The sequence below is a fragment of the Pseudomonas sp. P9_31 genome, assembly GCF_034008235.1.
Lineage (GTDB): Bacteria > Pseudomonadota > Gammaproteobacteria > Pseudomonadales > Pseudomonadaceae > Aquipseudomonas.
The window spans coordinates 2,500,071-2,513,524 of sequence record NZ_CP125375.1 but is presented as its reverse complement, the minus strand read 5'-3'; the positions used below and the strand labels follow the sequence as shown (position 1 = coordinate 2,513,524).

17 protein-coding genes and 2 pseudogenes are annotated in these 13,454 nt (G+C 55.1%); 12 read left to right on the top strand and 7 right to left on the bottom strand.

Annotated features, from left to right (window positions below; genetic code table 11):
• Positions 1-24: 24 nt before the first annotated feature.
• The 9 genes and pseudogenes from QMK51_RS11380 to QMK51_RS11340 all read left to right on the top strand — a co-directional run bounded on the left by QMK51_RS11380 (position 25) and on the right by QMK51_RS11340 (position 8,852).
• Entirely contained in the window at positions 25-1,023 is a 999-nt protein-coding gene (locus tag QMK51_RS11380; protein WP_320394089.1) for an NADP-dependent oxidoreductase, read from the top strand.
• Positions 1,020-1,196 (top strand): hypothetical protein, encoded by a 177-nt coding sequence (locus tag QMK51_RS11375; protein ID WP_320394088.1) that lies wholly within the window; start codon positions 1,020-1,022, stop codon positions 1,194-1,196. Before QMK51_RS11380 ends, QMK51_RS11375 begins: the two co-directional genes overlap by 4 nt.
• A gap of 552 nt (positions 1,197-1,748) precedes the next feature.
• A complete protein-coding gene (locus QMK51_RS11370; protein ID WP_320394503.1) occupies positions 1,749-2,768 on the top strand; it encodes a substrate-binding domain-containing protein in 1,020 nt (339 codons plus the stop codon).
• Positions 2,756-5,776: an EAL domain-containing protein gene (locus tag QMK51_RS11365; RefSeq protein ID WP_320394087.1), complete on the top strand. Its 3,021-nt coding sequence runs from the start codon at positions 2,756-2,758 to the stop codon at positions 5,774-5,776. The genes QMK51_RS11370 and QMK51_RS11365 overlap by 13 nt, the downstream gene beginning before the upstream one ends.
• A 109-nt stretch (positions 5,777-5,885) precedes the next feature.
• Positions 5,886-6,569 (top strand): SOS response-associated peptidase family protein, encoded by a 684-nt coding sequence (locus tag QMK51_RS11360; protein WP_320394086.1) that lies wholly within the window; start codon positions 5,886-5,888, stop codon positions 6,567-6,569.
• Between the two features lie 153 nt (positions 6,570-6,722).
• Positions 6,723-7,088: pseudogene (locus QMK51_RS11355) on the top strand (polysaccharide lyase family 7 protein); the annotation flags it as partial.
• Between the two features lie 521 nt (positions 7,089-7,609).
• Entirely contained in the window at positions 7,610-7,990 is a 381-nt protein-coding gene (locus QMK51_RS11350; RefSeq protein WP_258700177.1) for a hypothetical protein, read from the top strand.
• Positions 7,991-8,258: 268 nt separating this feature from the next.
• Positions 8,259-8,441, top strand: a complete 183-nt coding sequence (locus QMK51_RS11345) for a hypothetical protein (protein WP_320394084.1) — start codon at positions 8,259-8,261, stop codon at positions 8,439-8,441.
• Positions 8,442-8,651: 210 nt separating this feature from the next.
• Entirely contained in the window at positions 8,652-8,852 is a 201-nt protein-coding gene (locus tag QMK51_RS11340; protein WP_320394083.1) for a hypothetical protein, read from the top strand.
• An 86-nt stretch (positions 8,853-8,938) separates the two neighbouring features.
• Here QMK51_RS11340 and QMK51_RS11335 read toward each other — a convergent pair whose 3' ends face one another.
• Positions 8,939-9,280: a hypothetical protein gene (locus QMK51_RS11335; protein WP_320394082.1), complete on the bottom strand. Its 342-nt coding sequence runs from the start codon at positions 9,278-9,280 to the stop codon at positions 8,939-8,941.
• A gap of 168 nt (positions 9,281-9,448) precedes the next feature.
• Between QMK51_RS11335 and QMK51_RS11330 the strand changes: the two genes are divergently transcribed.
• Positions 9,449-9,712: a hypothetical protein gene (locus QMK51_RS11330; RefSeq protein ID WP_320394081.1), complete on the top strand. Its 264-nt coding sequence runs from the start codon at positions 9,449-9,451 to the stop codon at positions 9,710-9,712.
• A gap of 106 nt (positions 9,713-9,818) precedes the next feature.
• Here the strand turns inward: QMK51_RS11330 and QMK51_RS11325 are convergent.
• Positions 9,819-9,965 (bottom strand): annotated as a pseudogene (locus QMK51_RS11325) (hypothetical protein); the annotation flags it as partial.
• A 173-nt stretch (positions 9,966-10,138) separates the two neighbouring features.
• Here QMK51_RS11325 and QMK51_RS11320 point away from each other — a divergent pair.
• Positions 10,139-10,552, top strand: coding sequence for a CBS domain-containing protein (locus QMK51_RS11320; RefSeq protein ID WP_320394080.1), 414 nt, complete (start codon positions 10,139-10,141; stop codon positions 10,550-10,552).
• Positions 10,553-10,759: 207 nt separating this feature from the next.
• Here QMK51_RS11320 and QMK51_RS11315 read toward each other — a convergent pair whose 3' ends face one another.
• From QMK51_RS11315 to QMK51_RS11305, 3 genes are all read right to left on the bottom strand, one after another.
• Positions 10,760-11,014 carry a hypothetical protein gene (locus QMK51_RS11315; protein ID WP_320394079.1) on the bottom strand — a complete coding sequence of 85 codons (255 nt, stop codon included), beginning with the start codon at positions 11,012-11,014 and terminating at the stop codon, positions 10,760-10,762.
• A 313-nt stretch (positions 11,015-11,327) separates the two neighbouring features.
• The gene (locus QMK51_RS11310; RefSeq protein ID WP_258700170.1) at positions 11,328-11,633 is read right to left on the bottom strand and encodes a hypothetical protein; all 306 of its coding nucleotides are present in this window, start codon (positions 11,631-11,633) and stop codon (positions 11,328-11,330) included.
• Positions 11,634-11,787: 154 nt separating this feature from the next.
• Entirely contained in the window at positions 11,788-11,982 is a 195-nt protein-coding gene (locus tag QMK51_RS11305; protein WP_258700169.1) for a hypothetical protein, read from the bottom strand.
• Between the two features lie 188 nt (positions 11,983-12,170).
• On the opposite strand from QMK51_RS11305, the gene QMK51_RS11300 reads away from it, so the two are divergent.
• Positions 12,171-12,365, top strand: a complete 195-nt coding sequence (locus tag QMK51_RS11300; RefSeq protein WP_258700168.1) for a hypothetical protein — start codon at positions 12,171-12,173, stop codon at positions 12,363-12,365.
• 236 nt (positions 12,366-12,601) lie between these two features.
• On the opposite strand, the gene QMK51_RS11295 is transcribed toward QMK51_RS11300, so the two are convergent.
• Positions 12,602-12,937 (bottom strand): hypothetical protein, encoded by a 336-nt coding sequence (locus QMK51_RS11295; protein ID WP_258700710.1) that lies wholly within the window; start codon positions 12,935-12,937, stop codon positions 12,602-12,604.
• 261 nt (positions 12,938-13,198) lie between these two features.
• Complete coding sequence (locus QMK51_RS11290; protein ID WP_320394078.1) at positions 13,199-13,435, bottom strand: hypothetical protein; 237 nt, start codon at positions 13,433-13,435, stop codon at positions 13,199-13,201.
• Positions 13,436-13,454: the final 19 nt, after the last annotated feature.

Sequence of the window (13,454 nt, the reverse complement as noted above, 5' to 3'; positions counted from 1 at the left end):
CAACCTGACAAGAGCCGTACAACGATGAAGGCATTTTTAATTGATCGCTATGGCAAGAACACCGGGCGCATTGGCGAAGTCCCCGCCCCCGCGGTGGGTGCTCATGACGTCTTGATTGAGGTACACGCCAGCAGCGTCAACCTGCTGGACTCGAAGATCCGCAAAGGCGAATTCAAACTGATCCTGCCCTATTCATTTCCGCTGGTACTGGGCAATGACCTGGCGGGCGTGGTGGTTGAGGTTGGCTCGCAAGTGAAACGCTTTAAACCGGGAGACGAAGTTTACGCTCGCCCGCCCGAAGCGCGGATCGGGACGTTCGCTCAATTGATCGCCGTGAACGAAGACGCGATCGCCCTGAAACCTGCCAATACCAACATGGCACACGCCGCGTCCATCCCCTTGGTCGCACTGACCGCCTGGCAAGTGCTGGTCGAAACCGCCCAACTGAAAAAGGGCCAGAAAGTGCTGATCCACGCAGGCTCCGGCGGTGTCGGCACCCTCGCCATCCAACTTGCCAAACACCTCGGCGCCTTTGTCGCAACCACCACCAGCACCACGAACGTCGAATGGGTGAAGGCGCTGGGGGCCGATCTGGTGATCGACTACACACAGCAGAACTTCGAAAGTGTCTTGCACGACTACGACGTGGTGTTGAACAGCCTCGGCGCGGACGTGCTGGAGAAGTCACTCAAGGTCCTCAAGCCCGGTGGCCAACTCATTTCCATCTCAGGGCCACCCACTGCACAGTTCGCGCAGGAGCAAGGGTTGTCCTGGCCATTGAAGCAAGTCATGCGCCTGCTGAGCTTCGGTATTCGGCGCAAGGCACGCAAGCAGGACGTCAGCTACGCGTTCGTGTTCATGCGGGCCAATGGCGCCCAACTGCAACAAATCACCCCGCTCATTGAGGCCGGAATCATCAAACCTGTGGTTGACCGCTCCTTCACCTTTGAATCAACGGCAGAGGCATTGAAGTACGTCGAGCAGGGACGAGCCAAGGGCAAGGTCGTTGTGACGATAAAATGACTACGCCGCCTATCGATGAGTCGACCGCAGAGGCTGCGCAGCGTCTGCCGATTCAGCAGTCAACATCCGGGGTAACTTCGCCAAAGTTGCAGAAACAGGAAGAGCTGCAACCGGACGTTATGTCTGTTGAACCGCCAGTGATCGTTTGGCGCAGTTTGATGCTTGAGCAGTAGGACTAAACGGGTTGCATGGATGAGGGTGCGAGCAACATTCCTGAGGATAGTTTTCGCAGAAAGCGGCGGAACGAATGTAGAGATTGCGATCTTTTCCTCGCCACAGCCCAACAAATCACACACAAACAAAAACACCGGGTGCCGTTTTTTTGCCTGGTGTTCATGCACAGTCGAAGCCTTGTAAAACCACTCGATGTAGTCAACGATGCGATTGGCCTTCGTCCCTTGTTTTGCGCCATGGCCCCTGTCCCATTTCCTGAATGTTCAGGATTAAAGTTCGCGTACTTCACCCAAAAGACCCGATGACGGCAGAACCGACTATCCTTTCGAATAGTGAACGCTGCTGCACTCTTGGCAAAAAGGGACGCCATGCCAAACTATGATCGCGCCATCAGCTCCATACCTGGCATCACATGCGGTGATCGAACCTGTCTGATCAGGCTCCGGTTACTCTGGATGGCTTCAATTTCGGTTTTCTGTCTTTGCGCGGCAACTTCCGGATACGGCCAGAACCTGCCAACCGCAGCGGGAGTCGAAAACGCCACGGTTACGGTGATTCAAGCGCAGGAAATCGTTTCCAGGGCCACCCTCGAAGCGGTTCGCTGGAGCGGCCCTGAATCCGGCCCGCAAGCCCTGCGGGGCAAGAGCATCGCCCTTGTCGCAGAAGATTTGCGTAACGGAGGAATTGTCGGTGTCGCGCAGGGCGCTCGCGAGGCAGCCAAGGCGATGGGCTGGACGCTGAAGATATTCGATGGCGCTGGATCATCGGCCGGGCGCGCAAAGGCCTTTTCCGATGCCCTTGCAGCGAAACCCGACGGCCTCATTCTGTGCGGCTCCGATGCCCTTGAGAACAATGCGGCGCTGATCCTCTTTGCCAACAGGGATGTGCCGGTGGTTGGCTGGCACGCCGGGGCACGCCCCGGGCCGATTGACGGTACGCCGGTGGCCATGAACGTCACGACCGACCCGCTCGAAGTGGCTCGCCTCACGGCCATGGCGGCAGTGGCACAATCAAACGGACACGCCGGCGTGGTCATCCTGACCGACTCCAAGTACAGCATCGCCATGGCGAAAGCCAAGGCCATGGAAAACGTCATTCGGGCCTGTCGGGAATGTACGTTGCTGGAAGTGCGCGATGTCGCGATCTCCGAAAGTGGCGAGAAGATGCCTGCGATCACCAAGGAGCTGCTTCAGCGCTATGGCAAGCGTTGGACCCACACGCTGGCCATCAACGATATCTATTTCGACTACTCGATTGCCTCATTGACCAACGCCGCAATACCCAGTGACGGCATCAGTCTGTTGTCTGCCGGTGATGGCAGCGCTTCGGCTTTCTTGCGCATACAGGCAAAAACCTACCAGACCGTTACCGTGGCCGAGCCGCTCAACCTGCATGGCTGGCAAGTGATGGACGAATTGAACCGGCTGTTTGCAGGTCAGCCGGTGAGCGGCTTCGTAGCGCCGATTCACTTGGTCAATGCCGACAATATCGCCTTCGACGGCGGGAAGAATTTCCAGTACGACCCTGACAATGGCTATCGAGACATCTATCGCCACCAATGGAATCCCTGACATTGGACGTTACTTCCCGGCTCGGACGCCACCTATTGCCGCAATCGCTGCGCGCACAGTTCACCCTGGCGTTTCTGACGCTGGCGCTGCTGATCCTGGCGGGTGGTGCAACTGCGGTCTACGCGTTGCGCACGTCAAACGGCGCCACCCGCCATCTGACGGATGAACGACTGGTCCGCATGCAAGACGGGCAAGACATGCTGCAGCGTACCTTGCTGATCGAACGCCAGACCGATCAGCTTCTGACAACCCGCTCCCCCGATACCCTGCGTTCAAGCTATGCGGCGACCGTCGAACAGCTTGAAGCCCTTGATCAACTGGTGCAGCAGCTGACTGCCGCGAACAGTGGCGTGGCGATACTCGACATGCATCAGTCGAGTCAGATGTTCCGCAATACCGCCAACATTGTTGCGCAGCTGCGAGAAAGCCTGCTGCAAACCGAGGTCACCTTCGAGCAAACCCTGGGAGATTACACCACCCGGTTAACCGCGGCCCAGACCCGGGCCAGCCTGGAACTGGCGGTGTTACTTTTCGGTCTGCCGCAGGCTGTTGACAGTGATGCGGTGCAACGGCTGCAGATCCGATATGAGCGCCTTTCACGCACCGCAGGCAAGTTACCCGCCGCTGATGTGCAGACGCCAGATCTCTTCTCGCTGCGCCTGAGGCTCATCAATCAGCACAACGTCATACAGCGCTTCAATGAGGAACTGAAGAATGAGGCCGGGGTTCTGGTCGCGGTCGCCCGTGCGCAATCCAGTGCTTACACCGAAGACTATCGCGAAGCCGTGCAGCACCTGGTCGTGGCCTCAAATCGTAGCCAGCAATGGGTGCTGATCATGTTGGGCGCCAGCCTGATGTTCGCCTGGTTTGTGACCCGGGTCTTCATGGGCCGTCATGTGCTCGTACGCCTGAATGAAATAAGCCGGCAATTGCGTCAGGAACGCACTGACAACACGCATTTGATGATGGCGGAACATGGGAAGGACGAGATCGGCAACATGGCTCGCGCGGTGAATCAATTCCTCAAAGACCGACTTCAGCTGGAAAAAAGAACGGTCCAATTGAGTATCGCCACAGAGCGGCTCGCCTTGCAAAACAACCGATTAGAGCAAGAAGCCGTCATCCGTGCCGGACAAGGTCATGTCCTGGAGCTGATCGCCAGGAGCACCGAGCTTGCAGAAGTCCTCGACAGCCTGGCTCACCTGGTCGAGTCCCAACTGGAGGGGATGATGGTGTCCATCCTGGTGCTGGATGAGGATGGCAAGCACCTGCTGCACGGTGCTGCGCCCAGTTTGCCGAAAGCCTATAACCAGCTCATTGACGGGATTGCAATCGGTCCGAACGTCGGTTCATGCGGCACCGCGGTGTATCGGCGAGAACCGGTCATCGTCACGGATATCGAGCTGGATCCGCTGTGGGAGGAGTACCGTTCAGTCGCTGCGCCCTATGGATTTCGCGCCTGCTGGTCGACGCCGATTCTGTCCCATGAGCGAAAGGTATTGGGCACGTTTGCCTTGTACTCCAACACCGTACGCAGCCCCAGCTCGAAGGAGACGCGACTGATCAACATGGCGACACCTCTTGCCGGCATTGCGATAGAACGCCAACTTACCGAAAAGCGCATTCGCTATATGGGCGACCATGACGCACTGACCGGTCTGCCGAATCGCGCACTGCTCGAAGACCGTCTCAAGCAGGCAATACTTTATGCTCAGCGCTACAGCCGGCTGGTGACGGTGGTGTTTCTCGATCTGGACAAATTCAAACTGGTGAATGACAGCCTTGGGCACAGTGCTGGAGACGAACTGCTGAAAACCGTCGCCCAGCGCATGCTGGAGTGTGTACGCCGCACCGACACCGTCGTGCGACTGGGTGGCGACGAGTTTGTGATCATCCTGTTCGACCAGCCCTCAGACCACGATGGCGTGACTCCAGCCCTGCACAAAATCCAGGAAGCCATCCTGCGGCCGATTCAGCTCAGCGGGCATACACTCCACGTCACCTGCAGCATGGGGTTGGCCACTTACCCTGCCGACGGCAGCGATACCGACACGTTGCTCAGCAATGCGGATGCCGCCATGTACCGAGCCAAGGAGCTGGGTCGCAACAGTTACCAGTTCTATACGAGCGAGATGAAAAACAAGGTTCAGGGCAAGCTCGCCATGCAAGACGGGCTTCGAAACGCACTCAACCATGACGAGTTCCTGCTGCTGTACCAGCCACAGGTGGACTTGCAGTCAGGTCAGATTATCGGCGTAGAGGCACTGATCCGCTGGCAGCACCCCGAGCTCGGCATCGTGTCTCCAATCAAATTCATTCCGCAGGCCGAAGAGACCGGGTTGATCGTGCCCATCGGCGACTGGGTGATTCATGCCGCGTGCAGACAGAACAAGGACTGGCAGGATGCGGGTTGGCCGCCGATCACCATGTCGGTGAATATTTCAGCACGCCAGTTCATCGAAAGGGACCTGATCGACCGGGTGAGGCATGCCTTGCAAGAAACCGGACTGAACCCGATGTACCTTGAGCTGGAGCTTACCGAAAGTCTGATCATGCAAGACCTTCAGCAAGCCATCAGCAAAATGAAAGAACTGCAATCAATGGGGATCAGTCTCTCGATCGACGACTTCGGCACCGGCTACTCCAGCCTCGCAGCATTGAAGAGCTTCCCGATCGCGAGACTCAAGATCGACCAGTCTTTCGTGCGCGATCTGCCCGACAACGAAAACGACAAAGCCATCGCCACCGCGGTGATTTCGTTGGGGCACAAACTGAACCTCAAGGTCATTGCCGAAGGTGTCGAAACCGAAGAGCAGCAAACCTTCCTGCGGGAAAACGGCTGCGATGAAATTCAGGGCCACTTTTTCAGCAGAGCGGTCAGCGCAGAGGAAATCAGTCTGTTACTGCGTACGCCCCGGTTGCCTCAACCGAACCGTATTGCGAGCCCTGGCTCGGTAAGGCGAAAACGCAATGTAAAACGCCCAGGCAGTCCAATGCCCGGGCGTTAATGCGCCATCCCGACGCCAATCACAGTGAATACGGTATGCCCCGGTGGATCTCTTCGGACTCCTCCGCAGGGGTTGGTCTACGCTGAAAGCAGGGTCGGAGGATTTGATCATGTGTGGTCGACTTTCCCAGTACCGAGGCATTCACGACTTCGTGGCCGCGCTAAGCATGCCCAATGCCCTGGTCAACAATGCCGGCGATCAGCCGTTCGAGCTCTACAACGCCGCGCCGTCGACTCAGCTCGCTCTATTCCACCAGGAAAGCAGCGTGCTGCACGCCGACAGGGTGCGTTGGGGCTGGCAGCCACACGGGGCCAGGGACCACGCCACACCGATCAATGCCCGTGTCGAGAAAGTCGCCCACGGCCCATACTTCAAAGCCATATGGCCGCACCGCGCAATTATTGCAATCGACAACTGGTTTGAATGGGTTTACGAAGGTGGCCCGAAGAAACAGCCCTATCTCATCCGCCGGAAGGATCGCACGCCGATCCTGTGTGCTGCGATTGGCCAGTATCCAAGGTACGAACATGAACCGGACGAGCACGACGGCTTCGTGATCATCACCGCCGACAGCAAGGGCGGAATGGTGGATATTCACGATCGGCAGCCGGTGACACTGAATCCCGAATTGGCCCGGGAATGGCTGGACCCGGCTACGCCCAAGGATCGCGCCGAGCAGATTGTGTTGTTGCAGGGGGAACCAACCGAGGCGTTCGAGTGGTTCAAGGTCGACCAGGCTATTGGCAACGTGCACAACCAAGGTCCGGACCTGATCAGACCGATCAGCGATTGACCTCCCTGGCATATGCCTGGCAAGTCGACAGAAAATTACTATCAGCGCTACTTGCTAGAACAACAGCGCTGCTAATACTCTTGCCGGCATGAAAATACGCCGCCCCCTTACCCCTGAAGAAGTCGCCGAAAGCAACCGGCTCAAAGCGGTTTACTACATGTACAGGGTTCAGAACGGCCGCCGCTAAAGGTGTTCTGGAACAAAGGCCGAATCACTATGGGATTCCGGTCGAGCTCTCTCCAGGAAGACCCGGTGAACACAACGGTTCTGGAAAACGTGCCACTCGGTGCACTTTTCAAAATCAACATCCACGCCAATTCGAGCGACGCCGTGTCCGTCTCGGCGAGCTGTAACGGCGTCAAATCCACTTCCGCAATCATGCGTCTCGACAACACCTGGGACACGAAAGCTCTCGCCTTCCACGGCGGCGTGTACAACCAGATCGATTACTCCGACACCACTGACCCGGAAGACGGTTCAGTGTGCATCATCAGCGACCTTTCCATCACCCACGCCTGATATCGGGAATTTTGTGCGAGCAAGGCAAGCGGTGCCACGTCAGCCTGACAATACAGTACCAGTCGTCAGCAGAGGGAGGGCCACCCTGGCATCCATTGCTACGCTTTCAGTTCAATACATGGAGGTGTTCATGGCTGAAGAAAGTGTGATTGATTCGCTTCCGTTCCATCGCGATGCAGACAGTGGGTGGTTCTACCCTGATGACCTGATCGACATGAAACGAATCTGAATGGGTGCCCACCCTGACCAACTGCTGGCCATTCAGTAATCCTTCTGAAACACATCTGGCCGGGCAAGCGGTGCTGATTTTACCCAGATCAGCTTCAAGTGTCCCGAACACAATGCTGAACAAAATTAACATTAAAGGACTTGTCTACCGCTCATCGCTTTCCTTCCAGGACTAAAAATATCTGTTTGACAGTCTATTCTTCAGATCTATATTCAATCTGCTAAATAAGCAAAACTGCGACTTGGCTGCAATAAACATCCGCACCACAAAATCACTTGAAAAGGAATTCAGCATGACTATTAATTTCGTCCCGTCAAAAAGCGACCAAACGTACTTGACCATCAACTGCCACTCAGTAGTTACATTTAACTACAACAAGGACAACCCAACATTCTATGTGACATTTAATTATGGCCGCATCATTCTATGGACAGCCGTCCTAACACCTGTTTCACCCGTACAATCATTACCAGGCACAATCACCTCAGGCCCTGTCACACTATACGGAGGTCTCAGGGTCAACTTACAGTACTTAGGCAACAGCTACAACGTCCTGCTCACAGGAACTATTGGTGATATCAACGGCGCCACCTCCTTCAACTCCAGCAACATTGGCAGCTTCCAAACAGGCGCATTTGAGGAAGTAATCTATAACGCAACCGCTCCTGCTTAATAGTTTTCAAATACGTCTTACTCAAAGACCCAAGAGCGCTTCCCCTCCGACAATCGCTGTTATGTTGGAGGGGATTGACCTGACACCTCGTAGAAAACAACCAGCCAGCAACATCTGGAGTCGGGGCAAAGCTGATCGGGTAATCGTCACCCTCATTGAACAGGCCAAGGTCTTTCGTTGGAAACGGTCGGCTCACGCTCTCACCCCGGACTTGAAATCATTCAGGGTTGAGACTATCAGTGAGACTCAATCCTTCGAGGGCCGTGACATGCCAACGACTGAAGAATCAATCATTGCAGCGGCAAGGCTGCGTGCCGCCTACCGAGGAGAAAACGAGGCGTTGGCTGCGGCTTCAGCGCTCGAAGCCTTGGCAGTGCTGAAAAAAACGTTGAAGGGAGACAAGTACCAAGCGGCTCTCGAGAGACTGTATCTTGAGTATTCAACCTCTTGATCAATCCAGTACCGCGATCTCACTCTCTGGTGTCACACCACCATTCGTCGCCTATGAAAACCTGACGGGGAATTGGCGACCATGTCTGGCTTAGGGATTGCACAGATCGGTCGTAGCGGCCCCAGAACGACGTAATTCTGACGCGGCGGCATTCAAATTAACGCTTAAGGACTCCAGCGATACGCTTGGTCAGTCACCGGGAGATGTACCGTGTCAACTCTCAATGAAATCGCAGCGAACCACGCGAGAATGGCTAAGGCAAAGGAAGAAGAGTCGACCGGGCTGAGTGAGCGACACCTTCAAATAGTGGGAAGTTTCGAAATCTCATCCATTGATGAGCAACAGCACATTCCACTGCACCTCATCACTGGAGTGCAGGACAACCATCTCGCACAGGCCACTGGCTATTGACTCTGACGGTACACACTGAGCGTCGACCCAGTCGACGCCTGTTGGAAAAGCGGACATCACAATGGCTCACGCTGCCAGCGAGTCGTTTACAGCGGGCAGATAGCGACAACTTCATAGCCACTGCCTGCAGAGGTTATTTGCACAGTCCACCCTTGCGCAAAAGTCATGTCGTGATCCTCCACGATGGCGCTGATGACGGGGCAAAGCTTTCTGGCTTCCTCTGGAGAGCCATCAACAGAGATGTAAACCGAACGATCCTCGCTTGAGAACTCGGAGGCCTGGGTCAAGGCGTCGTTGCCATCCAGGATTTTGCAGAGTAATGAGGCGTTCTCGACGGACTCGTCAGTAGTGCCGGAGTACGCACATTGAGCAGTCACAATCGTCAGTAAAAAGAACATACCCGTTGCGTATTTGTTTCTCACTTCCATGTTCCTAGGGTGGGAGGGGCAGAAAATACTAATTCATCAGTCGGTTAATAGTTATCAGTTTTGGCTGACAGCTCCTTCCCCCTCTCCTCCGCCCCCCTATTTGCGTTGACCATTGACGGTAACGAAGGCGCGCCCCATACCTGCCACCAGCAGGAGGCACGATCGCTAATGGCCAGCTATTCTGCTGCTCGACCAGAAACTTTGGAGCGTCCCTCTGGTCAGCTGTCTCGTACAAAAAAACAGCGCGGATTCGCTGTTCAACATGGATCAAGTCAAAAGGGAAATTTCGACTGTGAAAAACTTCATGCGCCTTACAAAAGGTGCCTCAACCTATCAATTATGCATCGGCAGGCTGCGATTAATTATTTTCAGGCTTTCCGTCAATCGTTATCGATGGAAGCCTTGGCGAAGAATATCCTTCCAGATCACTGATTGAAGATTGCCCTACCGCTTCAGCTCTCCATGCGGATGAGCTGAAGTCCCCCGAAGCTACAACCAGACACGTCAATAAAATCCCGCGCAAGCTCAGCCTATTCGATCAGATCCGAAAACTGCCCACCAGCTGCTTCAAGCGAGCCGCCTGCTGCTCCAGATCGGAACAGGCCTGCAAGGTCGACTGGAGGTTTTCCACGCCACCGATGCGCAGGGTCACGCTATTCAAGCGCTCGCCGGCCAGGTTGGCGAGGGTCGTAACCCTCCGGCAGTTTGGCCTCCGGATACGCATGACCGGACACGCCCCTATCAGTCCGCCATCATGACGAGTGGAGATAAAACAATCTGAACCTGTACCTCCCCCCCAAAGTCGAAAAAATTGGTAGCCATTAATCACTCAAGCATCACTTTAAAAGGGGTCTTTTCATGAAGATTTCGCAAGTTATGACGAAAGATGTTTTAACAGCCAAGCCAAACCAGACGATCCAGGAAGCAGCAAGCATGATGGCCAGGATCGATAGCGGTGCCATTATGGTTGAGGAGCAAGAGCGCCTGGTTGGCATGATCACGGACCGGGATATAGCCATCAGAGCCGTAGCCGAAGGACTCACCGGCACAACCCCTATCAGCGAGGTAATGACTGGCGGCATCCGTTATTGCTTTGAGGATGATGATATAGAGCATGTGGCAAAAAACATGGCGGACGTTCAACTCCGTCGCCTCCCCGTGCTCAGCCGAGACAAGCGTCTGGTGGGCGTCGTGTCGCTGGGAAACATTGCCAGCACTCACTCTCAGTCCGCCGCCGCTACTGTTTTGCGCGGTGTAGCGCAGGCTCACTAACCAGTTGGATAAGAGGACGTTCAAGTGTTCATCAGGATTAAAGCACCCATGGATCTGGCACACTCGCCTGGCCTGGAATCCTGTTGGGAACACGGCTTCAGGGTCAGGCGAGTCCTTCCGTAAACATCTGCTGCCAATGGCTCGCCGGATAGCCCCTTCTCCACCCAGCGCGTCTCTCGCTGGATCGCTTGCGCATTGCGCGACATGTCAGTCCGACTCGATGAACAGGTCTTTATCATCCGGGCCTAGCACCGGCTCTTGATCCTCCAGGCTGTCGGTTTCACGCTTCTTTTTCAGCCGGGCTCGAGCGCGCTCGGTGTCGCAGGTCTTTCCTTCTGCCAAGGTAATCAGAGTTGATGAAACCCGATAGAAACCACCACACGGCTCGCAATAAACACGTAATCCGCCCCCGAACGAAAGATCTTCCAGTGCATTAGTATTTCCACACAGCGGACAGTTCATAGCCACCTCCTGATCGTTCAGCCACAACCGCTTTAGGCCGCCCTAGACTCTGACAATCTGAATGACGTGGTAAATGAATAGCGGGGGCATGTTGATATCGACAGGGGTTATCCAGGTAGGTTGCTTATTCTTTACTCGCGCCGCCAACCAGACCGGGTGCGCTCTTTAGGAATTTTTCGCTCTGCCTCGCTGAGCCCCATAGGAACTGCCGAAAGCTGCGATCTTCTTTTGATCCTGACAGGAGCCGCTGAAGATCAAAAGATCGCAGCCTTCGGCAGCTCCTACGGAGGGTGGTATTACAGCCGGGTGGAATCTAATCCGAAGTCAGCGGCTGTCTGGAGCGACTTGGTGCGATGAACGACTTCTCCTCGGTGTCGCGATGCAATAAGGAAACGTTGTAGTCATAGCGGGATATCAACGGCACCGGCTCGTCATTGCGGGACATCTTGAGCCATTGTCTTGTGCGCTCGATGTCAAAGGACTCGTTCCTGCCCTTCATTTTTTTTATCAGGTTCGTCGAGACCCTGAAGCGTCCACATCCGGCCGAGCATGCAACCTCTGACCAGTCTTCAGCCACATGAACAGTGTTAGAGACAGCGTGACAGATTAAGCACTTCATGTTCGATCTCCTTATCCATGAATTATCAACTGTAGACGATCCACGACCAGGGAGCTCTGTCTCCCGGCAGAAAACCAAGTCAACCGGTCACCTCGCCAGATGAACAGTCAAAGAAGCGATAAGTGAAGAGCCCAGCGCGATGGCTGGGCTCCGGTTATCTTCTGTTTTCCAGCATTTTGTCGGCGAGCGCTTTGGCCCTTTGGATCAGCAGGTTTTGCCTGTCTTCATGGGTGGCTTCTCCAACCACCGGCGCCGTCAGATGGCTTTCGGCAATTAACGCAGCACAGAAGTATTGATCCCAGACAGCGCTTTGCTCCGACACCGGTTTGTTCATTTGGTCGGCGATCATATGCGGCTCCTTTCTGATGAGGTAGCTCCGCTATTTTACGCCCGAATCGCGAACAACCGGCGTCGGTCAGGATAGTCGGTGCCTCATTGCAATGCCGCGCACTGGCGACAAGTCATTTCCTCGACTAGGATTTTAGCGTACAGGACTTCGCCCACTGTGTTGTCGGGCGACTCACCAGGGAGAGATAGATGACACCTACTCGTATTTGCGAGCAAACCTATCGTGGCTGGTCCAGCCCCATCTTGCTTGAACTCAAAGAGAGAGAACATCAGCTAGACCCTTCGGAACGCCAGGCCCTGCAAAATGTCCTGGTAGAGAGGAGACTTCTAAACACCGGAAACCCTTCTGGCAGTGATCGACGCAAAGCTGATCCGGCCAAATAGCTTTCACCAACGCTGCTAGCACCCTGCCAGCAGCGTGCTCATCAGCAATCACCAAATTCCAGACAAAAAAAAGCCCAGGCAGCTGATGGACGCCTGGGCTTTAAAAATGCATAAACCGTGGTGGTGAACGCGGGGCGATATTACCCAATAGCGTGATCTGTAACAAGATATTTTGACTCACTATCCAGTTACTAAGTTATCTAACCCATTAAATAACCACACTATTTTTAAGCTATCTACAAACAATCCCGGACAGCCTTGCGCAACGCCGCTGATTTGGCCCATGGCGGCCCTTGGTAAAGTGATACCCGGCTGCCATCCTTCGATTTCACGATATCCAGAATTTCGTCAGCCGTGATGACGCTCGGCGCGGTGATTCGGTAGCCGTTGGAAATCGTCGATTGCGTCGATCCAGGGATGTCCTGACGCCACAAGGGCAGTACACACGCGGCATATTCCTTGGGCGCTTTATCGCTGTATTTGCTGACATTGGGCTCGCCGGGCACCAGGGATGCGGGTAACGAACAACCCGCCAACAAAGCCACCGCTACTCCCGCTATCAACATCCGCATAACGCTTCCCCATCCTGAAAAACGGGAAATGTAGCCTTTACCTGCGCAGACATCCAGTGGACGCTGGGGCAATGCCTCTATGAAGGAATTCTTATAGGGCAATGCCAGTCAGTTAAGGTGCGGAATCTGTGGGAGCGGGCTTGCTCGCGAAAGCGGTGTATCAGGCGACATCAATATTGACTGTGCCGCCGTCTTCGCGAGCAAGCCCGCCCCCACATGGATTGCGCTTAACTGACCGGCATTACTCTTATAGGGGAGCTTTTATACAGAAGCTTCGCCCTGCCCCGGATCGGCTCCCGAACCGGAATCGGGATATGCCCTTGCGTTCAGGTACACCATCCATCGCTCGTACGCTTCATGCTGCCATGCCGTGACGCGCTCCCATTCCGGGCCGCTCATCTGATGAGCCGAGATCAGCTTCATCATCTCCGTGGTTGCCGCATCCAGATCAACGATCAGCCCATGTGCATGGTGTCTGAAATCATCGGTAGCCGTCATTTGAGATACCTCGCCCCAG